This is a genomic window from Roseateles sp. GW823-FHT07B05 (assembly GCF_058794515.1).
The window spans coordinates 20,864-35,847 of the sequence record NZ_JBXAGX010000020.1 but is presented as its reverse complement, the minus strand read 5'-3'; the positions used below and the strand labels follow the sequence as shown (position 1 = coordinate 35,847).

The window sequence follows — 14,984 nt, the reverse complement described above, 5'->3', positions numbered from 1 at the left end:
TTCATGATCAAGCACACCCTCGCCCTGGCACTCATGGCGCTCAGCCTGAGCGCGCAGGCGCAAGCCACGCTCGGCACCAATCTCATCATCAACGGCGATGCCGAGAGCGGCGTTGCCGGCTGGACAGGCTTCGACGGCTACTCGATGTTCCAGTCCGTGAACTACGGCAGCAACTGGGTGCTCCCCACGCAGCCCGGCCCGGCAAACCGCGGCAGCAAGATGTTCACCGGCCTGACGGCACAGGCTGCAGGCTTCCAGACCATCGAGCTCGGCGGCGCGCTGGCTGGCCAGTCGCTGCACTACGACCTGAGCGGCTATCTCGGCGGCTGGGCGGAGCAGGGCGACAACGCGCTGCTCTACGTGTCGTTCCTCGACACGGTGGGCAACGAGATCGGCTCCGCCAGCATCGGTCCGGTGACGCCGGCCGACCGCAACAACCAGACCGGCCTGTTCCTGCGCACCGCGTCGGGTGAACTGCCCCTCGGCACGACGTCGCTGCAGTTCTCGCTGTCGATGGAGCGCGTGGGTGGTGGCGACAACGACGGTTATGCCGACAGCCTGTCGTTCGTCGTCAGCAGCGTGCCGGAAGGCAGCACGCTGGCCTATGCGCTGGCAGGCCTGAGCCTGCTGGGCGGCCTGGCGGCACGGCGTCGCCGCTGATCTCAGGACGTCGGGCGCGTTGGAACAGGCTCCAGGTGCCGACCCGGGCGCCGTTCATCCACAGGCCCGGCGTGCGGGTGTGCGAGCGACGGCCCATGGCACCAGGCTGGCTGGTGGCTTGGTGAGCCAGAAGCCGTGGTGGGCGCCAGCTGCTTGCCTAGCGCGACCTCGACACCGAGGCTGTTGAACAGCCGCAGCAGCCTGGCGGACCCCACCTTGTCTGCGTACCTCTCCATCGAGGAGTACGTCTGCCGCGAGACCCCCTGCTGCAGGGTCACCTCTTCCTGGGTCAGGCCGGCCCCCTTGCGGAAAGCCTGGAGCAGGTAGGGCAGTTGACGGGCGTGCGGACGACGAACTGAGACATACAACTTCTAGGCTGTAAACGGAACTCACAGCTTTCGATGTGTATGTCCAGTCTGCTGCCTGAAGGCAGTAGATCCAATAAACAGCCTTTGATCTGTGATCAAAGCGGTGACACCGCTCACCCCACTACGCCAAAGAGGTAAGGAACTGGGCAGCGCGACGCGCTCGTTGCGCGGCAGGAAGTTGGTACAGCGCCTCTAGCAGCTTCGCCACCTCGTCATCCTCGCAGTAGAGGTACGGGAGCGATACGCCCAGGGCGTCGGCGAGCAATCTTGCGGTTGCGACGGCCGGCTCATGAACGCCCAACTCGTACCGGCTGATTCTTGCCCGGCTGCTGGACTCATCGATACCGATGAGTACGCCTAACTTCTCCTGAGACCAGCCCAGCGCCTCTCGCCGGGCACGCATACGCCGCCCGACAACGGTTGTTGCTGAACTCTCATTTGTTGGCATGTCACGAGTCTCGTAACAGGTGCATAATTCGTCGTCACGAAATACGTGACATCAGGGTGAGGTGACTCCTGACGCTTTGCCACATTGAGGAGAGTGACCTATGGCTTACTTCTTCTGTGAATCCCCCCGCTGGTTCAGCGGCCCGCTGTGCTGCCGATACCTGGTTGCCCGGTTCAGCAAGCTGAGCGTTCCGATGATCGAAGAAGGCGCCCCCGTGCCTGCCGAATGGCACTGGGCGCTTGGCTTCTTCGCGGACGGCCAGTTCGAGGCGCTCGGCGCATGGCAGGGTGAAGGCGAGGGCACAGCCCAGCGCATTGCCAGGGACCTCCATGACCGGGGCATCGAGCGCATCAAAGCCATTGCCGCCGAGGATCGCCTTCTGGAAGCGATGGCTGGCCTGCGACCCAAGGTCTGTCGGAACACGACCGCGCAGCTTGTCGAGTTCGGGAGCCTGGGCTCCCGCATGCGACGTGCTGTCCGCTGGACCGACGTCGCCGGCCAGCATCTGCAGGCGCGCCTTTCGCGCGTTGCCCGGCGCCAAGCCCCATTTGCCGACCCGGCCGCAGCCGCCGACTTCATCGCCCAAGCCTTCCAACGCGCGGATCGCGATCTGCTGCGCGACCGCTGGGACCGGAAGCACCCCGCGCCCTTTGGGCAGGGAGCCTTCATCGCCGCCATGGCCATCGCGGCCTGACTGTCATGTCCGCTCGGCTGCTGAAGAACTGGCAAGACGTCCTGGCGAGGGTGCGGGGTGCGTTGCAGCGCCGTGGCCGTACTGCGCACGAGGCGGATGACCTCGTTCAGGAGGCTTGGCTGCGCCTGGTCCGCTACGAGGATGAGAAGCAGCCTGTCGAGCAGCCCGAGGCCTTTTTGATGCGAACGGCGCTCAACCTGTCGATCGACACCCATCGCACCAGCGCGGGCCGCGGAGAACACGTGCTGCTGGAGAACGTCGTGCTCATCGACACGGCGCCGTCCATGGAGGCTGTGCTGCTGGCCAAGGAGCGCATGGCGCGCCTCAACGTGGGATTGGGACGTCTGAGCGACAAAACCCGGGACGTCTTCCTGGCCCATCGCATCGATGGCCTGCCCTACACCGAGATCGCAAAGCTGCATGGCATCAGCGTCGCGACGGTTCATCACCACGTTGCCAAGGCGACTCTGCGGCTGACCAGCTGGATGGAAGGCTGGTAGCCGTGCAACCGCCGAATGCGCCTGCGACACCCGGGGCGCGAGACGAGCAGCCGTTCGTGACCCAGGAAATCGCCGCAGAGGCCGCCGTGTGGCTGGCCCGGCTGCATGGGCCCGGCAACTCCCGGGCGGTGCAGCGCGCCTGCCTGGCATGGCAGGCGAAGTCGGCCGCACACCGCCTGGCTTTCGAGCGCTGCACCGACACCTGGCAGGACGTTGCCGGGCTCCTGCGTGACCACATTCCCGCGGTGCCTTCCGACAACCCAGTCCACCGGAACGGCCGCAAGGGCAGGCGCCTGGCGCTGGCCGCCGCAGCGCTTGGCTGTGTGTCCGTGGTCGCCTGGCGACAGTGGCCGACCGAGACGTACAGCACCGGCGTGGGCGAACAGCGGCTCATCGTCCTGGCCGACGGCAGCCGTGTCACGCTGAACACGGCCACCGACATCCGTATCCAGCTGACCGAGGCGCGGCGCTTGGTGACGGTGGAGCAGGGCGAGGCACTGTTCGAAGTCGCCAAGGACGCCAGCCGACCCTTCGTGGTGCAAGTGGCAGGAACCGAGGTCGTCGCCACAGGCACTGAGTTCGTGGTCCGTTACAGCCAGGACCTCAAGGCCGATGAGGCCCTCGCCGTGACGCTGATCGAAGGGCAGGTGGTGGTTCAGGGTGCCGGCCGGAGCCCGGGGCGATCTCCGGCCGTGCCGCTGGTGATGACGCCCGGGCAGCGTGTTCGCATCGGCCACCCCTCGAAGCGTGACGCGGTTCAGGTTGATCGGCCGCGCGTCGACCAGGCGTTGGCTTGGCGTCGTGGGCAGGTGCTTCTCGACGACGTCCCGCTGGCTGAAGCCGTGACCGAGATGAACCGCTACAGCATCAAGCAGATCACCCTCGAGAGCGAAGAGTTGAGGGGCCTGCGTGTAGGCGGCGCCTACCGTACGGGAGACAGCGTGGGCTTCGCCGACGCGCTGGCCGACTTGTATGGTCTGGTGGTCCGCTCGCGGGGCGATCGGTTGGAACTGGCGATCAAATAGCGCGCCGTTCAACAAACGCGACAAAGTACGGCTGACCCGCAGACATTGCCTGCGGGTCAGGCCTGCGCGTGCAGGCGTGCTTCGTTGGGCAGCTGGGCGCAGATGTTCTCGCCGACCGTCGTCAGTTTGAGGCTGCCGCCTCGCCAGCTGAGCCAATCGCAGTCGACGTAGGCATCGATCACGGCCTCCGGCAGCAGGTCGGCGCGTCGTCGCATGAGGAGATCGACTATCTGTGGAAACGCAGCGCGCAAGGGAGCCGCCGGCTCCTTGATCGCTTCGATCGCCGTGGTGTCCTTGACTGGCAGGCGAGTCGGGTCGCTGCCTTCGGAGAGTCGTCGATCACGTCGTGTCTTCGATGAAAATCACAGCACTTGGTTGCGTTGGTTGGATTCAAGAAGCGGCGCTGGCCGTTTGTGTACCAACGACCTAGATCGAATCGGATGGAGCGAGCGCTGGCGCGTTCTCCGGAGTGCTTTGAAAATCCAACCCCGCATCACATGACCTGCCCCTTGTGCACCACCGACGGCGGCCTCGTCGTCGCGCGCACCGACCAATTCCGCGTCATCCGCGTCGTCGATGGCGACGAAGCGCGCCGCTTCCCGGCGTTCTACCGGCTCATCTGGAATGCCCATGTCGCCGAGTTCAGCGACCTGGCGGATACGGACAGACACGCCTGCATGGACGCTGTCACCGAGATCGAGCGCGTCCTAAGGTCTTTGCTGGCGCCAACCAAGGTCAACCTGGCCGCGCTGGGCAATGCCGTGCCGCATCTGCACTGGCACGTCATCGCCCGCTTTGACTGGGACAGCCACTTCCCCGCACCCGTGTGGGCCGCGCCGCAGCGGGACGAGGTGGCGGGCGGTGCGGCCGCGCGCCTCGCGCAGCCGTTGGCGGCGGTGGACGCCGCCATCGCCGCGGCGATCAGCCGCCGCTGCTGATGCGGATGCTGCGTGCAGCCATGCGCGTGTCGGCGCTGGCCTGCGGGTCGACGAAGTCGACGCTGAAGCGGTAGACCTGCGCGTCGGCCGTCGTGCTCGACGTGCAGTCCACCTTGTGCATGGCGGCGCGCACCTGGCGGGCGATGGTGCTGGACACGCCGCGCGCCTGCACGGTGCTGACGCGGCCGTTCTCCAGCACGAATTGCACCTTCACCTCGCCGTACTTGCCCTCGTCGACCCAGGTGCGGGCCAGCGCGGTCTGCAACTCTTCTTCAAGGGCGCTGCAGGCCATGCGCACGTCATGGCGCGGCACCGTTTCCAGCACGCGGCCGCCGCGCACTTCGACGCGCTCCATGCCGCTGTTCTGCGCCAGCGCAGGGCCGGCGGCCAGCGTCAGGAGGGCTGCGCCGGCGAGCAGGCGGCGGGTGAAAGAGGTGGATGTGGACATGGTGGACTCCTGGACTTGACGGTGGGGCTGGAGACGCGGAATTGCGTCGACCTGTGCTCAGGCTAGGTGCCTGTTCGAACGGGCCCAAGGCGCAAGTGATGAGATGCCGCCAGCGTGCGATGGCCTGCCGAAAATCGAGGCCGAACTGAACTCGCGCCGCGACTCCGTGGCAACGCCCTTGCATCCCATTCGTCATGGGCTGCCATCCGTGTTTGCCCGCTAGGGTGACTTCTGTCGCTGCGGTGGGTGACAACCCTGGTTTCGTGCCAGGAAGACACTGCGCGCCGCTTCGGAAAGCACCAGGCTGGCAGAGGGGCAAGAAGTCTTGGGAGAGATCCCGCCGGCGAGCCATCGACAACAAGGGTGGTGTTCCCAATGTGGAGATCCCACGGGCCGAGCCGGCACGCCGTACGCCACGGCGACTTTTGCGGAATCACCAAGATGAGTTTTGTCCTTGCAAACCGGAAATCCCTGATCGCTCTGGCCTGCGGCCTGCTGGCGACCGGCGTCGGCCAGGCCGGCGTGTCCAACACCCAGGTCGACGTCGGCCTGGCCAGCATCGTGCAACGCGCCGCCCCGGCCACCGACCGCCTGATCATTGGCTACCGCGACGCCGCCGAGGCCGACGCGGCCGACGGCCGCGTCATGCGTGCCCGCAGCGTGGATGCCACCGCCATGTCCCACCGACTGGGCTCGGTCAACACCACGCTGGGTCTGCGCGGCGCCCAGGCCAAGCTGCTGCGCCAGACCGGCACCGGCGCCCACGTGTTCAAGCTGAACAAGGCGCTGTCGCATGGCGAACTGGAGCGCGTGGCGGCCGAGCTGAAGGCCTCCGACCCCAACATCGCCTACGCGGAACCTGACCGCAAGATGTACCCGCTGATGACGCCCAACGACTCGAGCTACAGCTCGCAGTGGGACCTGTACGAGACCACCGGCGGCATCCGCGCGCCGGCCGCGTGGGACCTGGCGACCGGCTCGGGCGTCACGGTGGCCGTCATCGACACCGGCATCCGCCCGCATGCCGACCTGTCGGGCCAGATCGTGGCCGGCTACGACATGATCAACGACACCGCGGTGTCCAACGACGGCAACGCCCGTGACAGCGACCCCAGCGACCCGGGTGACTGGGTGGCAGCCAACGAGTGCGGCAGCGGCGATCCCGCGTCCAACTCCAGCTGGCACGGCACGCACGTGGCCGGCACCATCGCGGCCAAGACGAACAACTCGTCCGGCATCGCGGGCATCGCCTTCAACGCCAAGATCCAGCCCGTGCGCGTGCTGGGCAAGTGCGGCGGCTACACCTCCGACATCGCCGACGGCATGATCTGGGCGTCCGGCGGCACCGTCAGCGGCCTGCCCACCAACGCAACGCCGTCGCGCGTCATCAACATGTCGCTGGGCGGCGGCGGTGCCTGCGACACGACGTCGCAGAACGCCATCAACAGCGCCCGCTCGCGCGGCACGGTGGTGGTCGTCGCCGCCGGCAACGAGAACCAGAACGCCAGCAACTCCAACCCGGCCAACTGCTCGGGCGTCATCACCGTCGCGGCGACGGACCGCAACGGTGCGCGCGCCTACTACTCCAACTACGGGTCCATCGTGACGCTGGCTGCGCCGGGCGGCGACGTACGCTCGTCCAGCAGCAACGGCATCCTGAGCACGCTGAACGCCGGCACCAAGGCGCCGGGCGCCGACAGCTACGCCTACTACCAGGGCACCTCCATGGCCACGCCCCACGTGGCCGGCGTCGTCGCACTGATGCTGAGCGCCAAGCCCACCGCCACGCCGGACCAGGTCAAGGCTGCCCTGCAGAGCAGCGCGCGGGCCTTCCCCGGCACCTGCTCGCAGTGCGGCTCTGGCATCCTGGACGCCGCCGCCGCCGTGGCAGCCATCACCGGCACGGGCGGGCTGCCGACGGTCAACGAGACTGAGTCCAACGGCACGATCGCGACGGCCAACACCGTCTCGGCACCGGCCAACGTGGCGGGCACCATCGGCTCCACCAGCGACACCGACTACTTCAAGGTGACGCTGCCCGCCGGCAAGACGCTGAGCGCCACGCTGACCATGGCCAGCAGCAGCAACGACTTCGACCTCTATGTGAAGAACAGCGCCGGCGCGACGCTGGCCAAGAGCGAGAAGGCCGCTGGCCAGGTGGACAGCACCACGTATGCCAACGGCGGCTCCAGCGCCGTGACGCTGTACGTGCAGGTGCTGCGCTACAGCGGCACCGGCGCCTACACGCTCAAGCTGCAGTGGTGAGTGGCTGCTTCTGATGAATGCGATGCGCGGCCGATCTGGAGTGACTTCAACGGGTTGAAGGGTTGACTTCACCGGCCAGGGCCTGAGTTCGGTTTCCTACCGTGCTCAGGCCCTCTTGCTTGCCAATCGAATGAAGCCCCGGCTTCCCGCAGCCGCGCCCCTGTTCAGGTGGCACGTCCTGTTTGACCCAGCCGCGCCTTCAGGTCGCGAACGCGGGTCCATGAAGTGGCAGCGCAGCTGTCACCCTGGAAGCCGAGCGCTGAGAGGGTGGCCGCGCTGCTGGCCGTGCTGGCGGCCTGGAATGCACGGGCGCTGCCGAATCCGCGCCGGCCGTCCACCGGGGTCGTGCGCCTCGTCGATGTCCTTGCCGAGCTGCTTCGTAAGCCAGGCATCTGGAAAATGATGCTGTTCATCATCGTCTTCCGCCTTGGCGAAGGGCAGACGCAGATCATCGGTCCTCTCTTTCTCGCCGAGGCCAGAGACAAGGGAGGACTGGGACTGAGCTGCGACCAGGTCGGCCTGGCCTACGGGACCGTCGGCACCGCAGCCTTCCTTGTGGGCTCCGTCCTGGGAGGCTACTTCACGTCCTGGTGGTCACTGCGCCGCGCCATGCCGGTGCTCGTCATCGCCATGATGGTTCCCAGAGCCGTCTTCTACGCGCTGAGCATGATGCTGCCGACGCAGTCCTGGACGATCAGCGCGGCGATCGGGCTCGAGATGCTCGCCTACGGATTCGGTTTCGTGGGCATGGTGCTGTTCATCATGCAGGCTGTCGCACCTGGCCGCTACCAGACGGCTCACTACGCCTTGGGCTCCGGTGTCATGCAGCTTGGCTTTGTGCTGGCGAAGACGGTCAGCGGTGATATCCAGCTGAACGTGGGCTACCCCCACTTCTTTGCCTGGACCTTCGCATGCGGTCTGCTTCCGCTTGCCTTGTTCCCCTGGATTCCGATGCCTAGCGGCGGACAGGCGCGCACAACTTCCTCCTGACACCGACACCCGGAGGACGATGGAGCCATCGTGCCTCCAGGCGCAGCGGTCCCCGGCCAATCAATCCGTCCAAAGCGTACTCGACCGCGATCTGCCGGCCAGCTCGCAGCAGCTTCAACTCGCCTGCGCTAGGCACCGTTCGAAAGCGGGTGGCGAGGAGCTCAGTTTGCGCCGCCTGAGCACATCCGCCCCTGAGCGTTGGAAGCTTCCCAAGCTATCTATCGAGCGTGATGCTCGCAGAAGGCCTTGAGCATGCGCATGGCAAAAGCTGCGTCCCTCTCGCTGAGGCCCGCCAGCCATGTCTGCATCGCCAGTGCCTGCGAGGAGGGCGCTGGCGGATCCTCTGCCAGCAAGTCACCACAGGTGGCATTCAAGATGGCGGCCAGCCGTTCCAGCGTCAACAGCGACGGGACGTGCTTGCCGCGCTCGAACCTCGACAAGGTCTCGGTATCTACCCCGAGCCGCTCAGCAATCCCCGCTTGCGTCAAGCCGAGGGACTTCCGCCGCGCAGCGAGGTTGCGCCCGAGGCGGAGCGGCAACTCTGTATGAGTTGCTTCTTCGAGAGGCGGTTGCCCGCGGGCTTTGTCAACCATTCTTGTTGGGCGGTTAGTCAACGTAGATGGTTGCCTTAGGGGTCTTGTTGCGCCAGAATCAAATATGTTGGTTTGATGGGCGACGAATTGCATCGGGTTGCGGCTTTGATGCAGGGGCGCTGACAGGAGAAGCGATGACCAGCCAATCATCTGCCGTGAAGTTCGGTACGCGTCATCACCCCGCGTCCCGCCTCGTCGTGAGCCAGTCCGCATGGCTCTCCAAACCGCTCTGCTGCAGGTACCTCCTCGCAGAGTTCAACGTCCTCCGGTTACCCGTCAAAAGCGGGAGCGCCATCAAGCAATCCCATTGGCGTTGGGCGCTCGGAACGTTTCGACAGGCAGAGTACGAGCTTCTGGGCGCATGGCCTCGACAAGTGCCACTGCCCGCCGTCCTTGATGAACTGCGTGACCGCGGCATCGAGCGCATGGAGGCGTGCTGCGCTGAAGCTGACGAGGATGTCGCCTCCCGGTTTCCCGACGCCGTCCCATTGCTTCGGACCGACGACCGGAAGGCTGCCGTGCCGCCTTCGCACCTTCGCCGGTTCAGCGCCAAGCGCTGGGCTGCGCTTGAGGCGGCCGTGGCTAAAGCAGAATTTCTTCAGCTCAGCCTAGAGCGTGCAATCGAGCGCCACGGGCCATTTGCGGACGAGGGCGCTGCCGCGGCCTTCGTCTTGGACACCCTAGAGAACGCCGACCGCCAGTTGCAGGGACTCCCCAGGTCGCGTTCAACCAGGCCCCGGTGGTCGCAAGCTGGCACTCTTCACGCCCTCGCGTCAGGGCCGGCGGCCGGCAAATGACAGGCGCGCTGGTCAGGAACTGGCGCGAGACGCTGGCGCGTGTGCGCGGCGCCCTGATGCGCCGCGGCCGCAACGCACACGAAGCCGATGACTTGGTGCAGGAAGCGTGGGTCCGGCTGGCCTGCTACGAGCGCGAACAGCCCGTCGAGCGTCCCGAAGCATTCCTGATGCGCACCGCGCTCAACTTGTCCATTGATGCCCATCGCGCACAGGCCACCCGAGGCGAGGAAGTCCTGGTGGAGGACATCGTCCTCATCGACTTTGCACCGACGGCCGAGGCCACGCTCCTCGCCAAGGAACGGCTTGAGCGCATGAGCGTCGGCATCAGTCGCATGAGCGAGACGACCCGGAACATCTTCCTGTCCCACCGGATTGACGGCCTGACCATCGTCGAGATCGCGCGGCTGCAGGGCCTGAGCACCACGACCGTCCACAAGCACATCGCCAAGGCCACGCTGCAGCTCACGACCTGGATGGAAGGCTGGTAGCGATGCTTCGCCGTCGGGCCTGTGAAGCGGCTGCGCTGCCGGAGAGATCGCTGCCTGTGCCGAAGGACGTGGCTGCTGAGGCCGCCGTGTGGATCACCCGCCTGCACGGTGGTCAGCGTACCCCGCAGATGGATAGCGAATGCCTCGCATGGCAGGCACGCTCGGCCGTACACCGTCTGGCCTTTGAGCGTTGCACCGACACCTGGCAGGACGTGGCAGGACTCACGCTCACGGACTACGCCACCGCCACGTCAGCCCGCAAACTGACGAACGGCGGCAGGGCAGGGCGGTCATTGGCCTGTCGCTCCGTGCAGGCCATTGCCCTGGTACTGGTGGCTGGCGTGATGGCACCCTCACCCTGGCGACCCGGTATCACCTATGACACCGGCGTCGGCGAACAGCGCATCGTGGTGCTTCAGGACGGCAGCCGCCTCTCGCTGAACACCTCCACGCGGATCCGCGTGGATTTTGGGAAGGCGCAACGGACCGTCCACGTGGAGCGCGGCGAAGCCCTGTTCGAGGTCGCCAAGGATGCAAGTCGCCCCTTCGTCGTGAAGGCTGTTGAAACGGACGTCGTCGCCACCGGCACCGCATTCCTGGTGCAGGCGTTGCCCGCGGCCACGCCGGGCGACCCGGCTCTGGCCGTCACCCTGGTCGAAGGCCAAGTGGTGGTGCGAAGCGCCGCCGGGGAGGGACGCTGGCAGGAACGATCGTGGGTCATGACGCCCGGGCAGCGCCTGCGCCTCAATCGTGCCGGTGAAGCGTGGCACCCCGGCACGGCGACCCGCGTGGATCGACCTCCGATGGATCAGTTGCTGGCCTGGCGGCGGGGCGAGGCCGCCTTTGACAACGTGTCACTGCTCGACGCGGCGGCCGAGATGAACCGCTACGACCGCCTGCCCATCGTCGTGTTGGGCGCTGCCGGAGAGAAGCGCGTGAGCGGCATGGTCAAGACAGGTGACAACGCCAGCTTCGCCCAGGCCATGGCAAGCCTGCACGGCCTGCTTGTGCGCCATCACGGGCATTGGCTGGAGCTCGCGCAACAGTAGGCCCTCGCAGTGGGCGAGGGCCACGCTTGCGCTTTCAATCCATTGAACGACGCCCGCGAGGCGTCTATCGGCTGCACGATGAATGGCTGGCACGGTGCCTCGGCGACTCAACGAAAGTTCGAGGTCACCACACCGTCAACGGATCCGCCGCCACCATCGCGCTGCCCGGCTTGCAGTTGAATGCCTGCCCGAAGTAGGGCGTGTTGCTCATCGGCGTGACGACGCGGTAGCGGGCAGGCGAGTGAGAGTCCGTGCGCAGCTGGTTGATGAGGAACTCGGTGCGCACCTTGGTGCGCCACATCAGCGCGTTGCTCAGGAAGAAGCGCTGCGCCGGCGTCTGCCCGTCGACGAGCTTGCTGGCTGCCGGCCCGCCGCGCTTGAGGGCCTTCTGCAGCCCCTCGTAGGCGATGGGCAGCCCCGACACGTCGGAGATGTTCTCGCCCAGCGTCAGCCGCCCGTCGATGTTGTAGCCCGGCAGCGGCGAGATCGCGCCGTAGCGGGCAGCCACCTTGTCGGCACGGGCCTTGTAGCCGGCGGCGTCGGCAGGCGTCCACCAGTCCGTCAGCGAGCCGCCGGCGTCGTAGTTGCGACCGCTGTCGTCGAAGTGGTGCGTGATTTCGTGGCCGATGACCATGCCGATGCCGCCGTAGTTGACCGCGTCGTCGGCCTTGGCGTCGAAGAACGGCGGCTGCAGGATGCCGGCCGGGAAGGTGATCTGGTTCAGCCCACCGGCGAACGCGTTGACGATGTGCGGGCTGGTGCGCCAACGGGTGCGTTCGACCGGTGCGTCCAGGTCCTTGGCCTGCTGGCCGCTGTGCCACAGCGCCACCTTCAGCCAGTTGCCGGCGTAGTCGTTGGTGCTCAGCTGCAAGCCTTCGTACTGCGGCCATTTTTCCGGCGCGCCGATCATCGGCTGCATGCGGGCCAGCTTCTCCAGCGCCTTGGCCTTGGTGGGCGGCGTCATCCAGTCCAGCTTCTCGATGCGCTCCTTCATGCTGGCGCGGATGTCCTCCACCAGCGCCGACGAGCGCCGCTGCGCCTCCGGCGAGAACGCGCGGGCCACGAACAGCTCGCCCAGAGCCAGCGCCACCGGCTCGGTGCCATAGCGGCCGCCGATCTGCTGGATGACGTCCTCGCTGCGCGGTGCCGGCGCCTGCAGGCCGGTGATGGCCTTGCCGCGGTACTCGAACGACGCGTTGGCGAAGGCTTTGGGCAGCCGCGGCGCGGTCGTGTCCAGCACGCGCAGCGCCAGGTAGCTGCGCCAGACGTCCAGCGGTGTGTCGGCCGCCAGCTTGGCGACGCGCGTGGCGAACTCGGGCTGGCTGACGATGAGGCGTTGCGGCGTCTTGGCGCCGGCCGTCAGCACGGCCAGGTAGGCCGGCCAGTCCAGCCCCGGCGCGGCGGCACCCAGCTCGGCCGGCGTCATCGCGTTGTAGTTGGCGTTGGGGTCGCGCAGCTTGGCGCGTTCGCGCGAGGCCTCGGCCAGCTGGGTCTCCAGCGCCAGCACGGCGTCCACGTCGGCGTCGGCGGCGGGGCGGCCGGCGGCGGCCAGCACCGTCTTCGCGAACGTGCGGTAGGCCGCCGTGACGGCGCGGGTGCGCTCGTCGCTGCGGAAGTAGTCGTCGCGGTCCGGCAGGCCCAGGCCCGACTGGCCCAGCGCCAGCACGTTGCGGCGCGTGTCCTTGCGGTCGGGCTGTACGGCCCAGCCCAGCGGCGCGGCCACGCCGCCCCGCGCCAGCAGCGCCAGCACGGTGGGCAGGTCCTCGCGGCGCTGCAGCGCGTCGATGCGGTTCAGCAGCGGCGTGATGGAGGTCAGCCCGCGCGCCTCGATGGCGGCCTCGTCCATACCGCTGGCGTAGTAGGCGGCGATGAGCTTGAGGCCCGGCGTGGTCTGCTGCGCCGGTTTGTCAGCCAGTTCCTTGAGCGCGCGGTTCAGCAGCTCGTCGTTGGCCTGGCGCAGCTGCTCGAAGCTGCCGATGCGCGCACGGCTGGCGGGCAGCTCCGTGGCGGCTTCCCAGGTGGCGTTGACGAAGCCGTAGAAGTCGTCACAGGGCTGGATGTCCTTGGACAGGCTGCTCAGGTCGAGCGCGGGTGCCTGGGCGGCCAGGGCCAGCAGGGTCGCTGCGAGGGCCAGGCGGTGGCGGGTGAAGCGTGGCATGGAGTGTGCGCAAAGCCGTGGAAACGCCGGATTAGAGCCCCCGCCGCCGCAGCGGGCTGGAAGACACAGGGCATGATTGCGGGTTTTCACCAAGTTCCCTGGCCGATCCATGCTTTCCCTCCGGCGCCTGTGCCTGACCCTCGCCGCCACGTTGCTGCTGGCCTCCTCCGCCATCGCCCAGTCGGTGCAAGGGCAGGGGGCCACATTCCCGTCCAAGGTCTACGCCACCTGGGCCAAGGCCTTCGAGAAGGCGGGCGGCGGCACGGTGGCCTACAAGGGCACCGGCTCGGGTGACGGCATCAAGCAGATCACCGCGCGTCAGGTGGACTTCGGCGGCACCGACGCGCCGCTGCCGGCCGCCGAGTTGGCCAAGCACAAGCTGGTGCAGATCCCCATGCTGGTGGGTGGCGTGGTGCCGGTGGTCAACCTGCCGGGCCTGGCGGCGCCGCTGCAGCTGGACGGCGAACTGCTGGCCGACATCTTCCTGGGCCGGGTCAAGGTCTGGAGTGACACCCGCATTGCTGCGCTGAACCCGGGTGCCGCGCTGCCGGCCTGGCCCATCAAGCGTGTCGTGCGCGCCGAGAAGTCGGGCACGAGCGACGGCTTCAGTCGCTACCTGGCCAGCGCCTCCGCTCGGTTCAAGGATGAGGTGGGTGCCAGCCAGGCGCCGGCCTGGCCCGGCGAGCCGCTGAAGGCCGAGGGCAACGACGGCATGGTGCAGACGCTGCGCGCGACGCCTGGCGGCATCGCTTACGTGTCCTTCGACCGCGTGCTGCGCGACAAGCTGTCCGCCGTGAAGCTGCGCAACGCCGCCGGCCGCTTCGTGCTGCCCACCGAGTCGGGCTTCCGCGTCGCCATCCTGGAGAGCGACATGCACCGCCAGGGCGACGACCTCGCGACGCTGCTGGACCGTGCCGGCAATGACGCCTGGCCCATCACGCTGACCAGCTTCGTGCTGGTGGATGCCGAGCCGGCCACAGGCGCCAAGGCGCTGGGGGCGCTGAAATTCCTGTACTGGTGCTTCATGCACGGCGACGACCTGACCCGCGGCACCGGCTTCGCACCGCTGCCGGTCAGCGTGCAGTCGCGCCTGGCGGTGCGCTTCACGCAGGTCCGGCCCAAGGACGGCCAGATGCCGGCCTACCAGAGCTTCTAAACTGCCGACCATGCCCGCCCCCATCGACATCACCGTCCACCAGCAATCCCGTGTGCTGGAAGTCGCCTTCGACGACGGTGCGCGCTTTCGCATCCCGTTCGAGCTGATGCGGGTCTACAGCCCCTCGGCCGAGGTCATGGGCCACGGCCCGGGCCAGGAGGTGCTGCAGACCGGCAAGCGCGATGTCGTCGTCACCGGGCTGGAGCCCGTGGGCCACTACGCCGTGCGCCCCGAATTCAGCGACGGCCACGCCAGCGGGCTGTTCACCTGGGACTACCTCTACAAGCTCGGCAGCCAGCAGGACGCGCTGTGGCGCGACTACGAAGCCCGCCTCGCCGCCGCCGGCAAGGCGCGCGACGACGCCGTGCCCGTCAAGGGCGGCGGCTCCTGCCACTCACACTAATTCC

General features: G+C 67.4%; 18 protein-coding genes. 12 read left to right on the top strand and 6 right to left on the bottom strand.

Translation table 11 applies throughout. The features are described from left to right. The first annotated feature begins 3 nt into the window (after positions 1 to 3). A complete protein-coding gene (locus AC1Q7O_RS25650) occupies positions 4 to 660 on the top strand; it encodes a PEP-CTERM sorting domain-containing protein (RefSeq protein WP_492661856.1) in 657 nt (218 codons plus the stop codon). Positions 661 to 662: 2 nt separating this feature from the next. Here the strand turns inward: AC1Q7O_RS25650 and AC1Q7O_RS25645 are convergent, their stop codons facing one another. Beyond that, the gene (locus AC1Q7O_RS25645; RefSeq protein ID WP_492661891.1) at positions 663 to 938 is read right to left on the bottom strand and encodes a hypothetical protein; all 276 of its coding nucleotides are present in this window, start codon (positions 936 to 938) and stop codon (positions 663 to 665) included. A gap of 211 nt (positions 939 to 1,149) precedes the next feature. Next, positions 1,150 to 1,431: a helix-turn-helix domain-containing protein gene (locus tag AC1Q7O_RS25640; protein ID WP_492662766.1), complete on the bottom strand. Its 282-nt coding sequence runs from the start codon at positions 1,429 to 1,431 to the stop codon at positions 1,150 to 1,152. A 145-nt stretch (positions 1,432 to 1,576) separates the two neighbouring features. On the opposite strand from AC1Q7O_RS25640, the gene AC1Q7O_RS25635 reads away from it, so the two are divergent. Genes AC1Q7O_RS25635 through AC1Q7O_RS25625 form a run of 3 tightly spaced genes read left to right on the top strand, consistent with a single transcriptional unit; the run spans position 1,577 to position 3,695 of the window. Then, positions 1,577 to 2,170, top strand: coding sequence for a hypothetical protein (locus tag AC1Q7O_RS25635; protein ID WP_492661858.1), 594 nt, complete (start codon positions 1,577 to 1,579; stop codon positions 2,168 to 2,170). 5 nt (positions 2,171 to 2,175) lie between these two features. Then, entirely contained in the window at positions 2,176 to 2,670 is a 495-nt protein-coding gene (locus AC1Q7O_RS25630; protein ID WP_492661859.1) for an RNA polymerase sigma factor, read from the top strand. A gap of 56 nt (positions 2,671 to 2,726) precedes the next feature. Continuing rightward, a complete protein-coding gene (locus AC1Q7O_RS25625) occupies positions 2,727 to 3,695 on the top strand; it encodes a FecR family protein (RefSeq protein WP_492661860.1) in 969 nt (322 codons plus the stop codon). A 56-nt stretch (positions 3,696 to 3,751) separates the two neighbouring features. On the opposite strand, the gene AC1Q7O_RS25620 is transcribed toward AC1Q7O_RS25625, so the two are convergent. Continuing rightward, entirely contained in the window at positions 3,752 to 3,910 is a 159-nt protein-coding gene (locus tag AC1Q7O_RS25620) for a hypothetical protein (protein ID WP_492661861.1), read from the bottom strand. 282 nt (positions 3,911 to 4,192) lie between these two features. Between AC1Q7O_RS25620 and AC1Q7O_RS25615 the strand changes: the two genes are divergently transcribed. Then, complete coding sequence (locus AC1Q7O_RS25615; protein WP_492661862.1) at positions 4,193 to 4,633, top strand: HIT family protein; 441 nt, start codon at positions 4,193 to 4,195, stop codon at positions 4,631 to 4,633. On the opposite strand, the gene AC1Q7O_RS25610 is transcribed toward AC1Q7O_RS25615, so the two are convergent. Next, positions 4,617 to 5,081 carry a hypothetical protein gene (locus AC1Q7O_RS25610; RefSeq protein WP_492661863.1) on the bottom strand — a complete coding sequence of 155 codons (465 nt, stop codon included), beginning with the start codon at positions 5,079 to 5,081 and terminating at the stop codon, positions 4,617 to 4,619. The genes AC1Q7O_RS25615 and AC1Q7O_RS25610 overlap by 17 nt on opposite strands. A gap of 441 nt (positions 5,082 to 5,522) precedes the next feature. Here AC1Q7O_RS25610 and AC1Q7O_RS25605 point away from each other — a divergent pair, with 441 nt between their 5' ends. Both AC1Q7O_RS25605 and AC1Q7O_RS25600 read left to right on the top strand, forming a co-directional pair. Continuing rightward, on the top strand, positions 5,523 to 7,346 hold the full coding sequence (locus AC1Q7O_RS25605; RefSeq protein WP_492661864.1) for a S8 family peptidase: 1,824 nt from the start codon (positions 5,523 to 5,525) through the stop codon (positions 7,344 to 7,346). Between the two features lie 267 nt (positions 7,347 to 7,613). Beyond that, entirely contained in the window at positions 7,614 to 8,336 is a 723-nt protein-coding gene (locus AC1Q7O_RS25600; protein WP_492661865.1) for an MFS transporter, read from the top strand. 218 nt (positions 8,337 to 8,554) lie between these two features. Here the strand turns inward: AC1Q7O_RS25600 and AC1Q7O_RS25595 are convergent, their stop codons facing one another. Next, the gene (locus tag AC1Q7O_RS25595) at positions 8,555 to 8,929 is read right to left on the bottom strand and encodes a helix-turn-helix domain-containing protein (RefSeq protein WP_492661866.1); all 375 of its coding nucleotides are present in this window, start codon (positions 8,927 to 8,929) and stop codon (positions 8,555 to 8,557) included. A gap of 134 nt (positions 8,930 to 9,063) precedes the next feature. Between AC1Q7O_RS25595 and AC1Q7O_RS25590 the strand changes: the two genes are divergently transcribed. The 3 genes from AC1Q7O_RS25590 to AC1Q7O_RS25580 all read left to right on the top strand — a co-directional run bounded on the left by AC1Q7O_RS25590 (position 9,064) and on the right by AC1Q7O_RS25580 (position 11,263). Continuing rightward, entirely contained in the window at positions 9,064 to 9,726 is a 663-nt protein-coding gene (locus AC1Q7O_RS25590) for a hypothetical protein (RefSeq protein WP_492661867.1), read from the top strand. After that, a complete protein-coding gene (locus AC1Q7O_RS25585) occupies positions 9,723 to 10,214 on the top strand; it encodes an RNA polymerase sigma factor (RefSeq protein ID WP_492661868.1) in 492 nt (163 codons plus the stop codon). The genes AC1Q7O_RS25590 and AC1Q7O_RS25585 overlap by 4 nt, the downstream gene beginning before the upstream one ends. 86 nt (positions 10,215 to 10,300) lie before the next feature. After that, positions 10,301 to 11,263, top strand: coding sequence for a FecR family protein (locus AC1Q7O_RS25580; protein WP_492661869.1), 963 nt, complete (start codon positions 10,301 to 10,303; stop codon positions 11,261 to 11,263). Positions 11,264 to 11,387: 124 nt separating this feature from the next. Here AC1Q7O_RS25580 and AC1Q7O_RS25575 read toward each other — a convergent pair whose 3' ends face one another. Further along, positions 11,388 to 13,421 (bottom strand): M13 family metallopeptidase, encoded by a 2,034-nt coding sequence (locus AC1Q7O_RS25575; protein WP_492661870.1) that lies wholly within the window; start codon positions 13,419 to 13,421, stop codon positions 11,388 to 11,390. A gap of 109 nt (positions 13,422 to 13,530) precedes the next feature. Here AC1Q7O_RS25575 and pstS point away from each other — a divergent pair, with 109 nt between their 5' ends. Further along, complete coding sequence (gene pstS / locus AC1Q7O_RS25570) at positions 13,531 to 14,577, top strand: phosphate ABC transporter substrate-binding protein PstS (protein ID WP_492661871.1); 1,047 nt, start codon at positions 13,531 to 13,533, stop codon at positions 14,575 to 14,577. A 10-nt stretch (positions 14,578 to 14,587) separates the two neighbouring features. Further along, positions 14,588 to 14,980 (top strand): gamma-butyrobetaine hydroxylase family protein, encoded by a 393-nt coding sequence (locus AC1Q7O_RS25565; RefSeq protein ID WP_492661872.1) that lies wholly within the window; start codon positions 14,588 to 14,590, stop codon positions 14,978 to 14,980. Positions 14,981 to 14,984 lie beyond the last annotated feature (4 nt).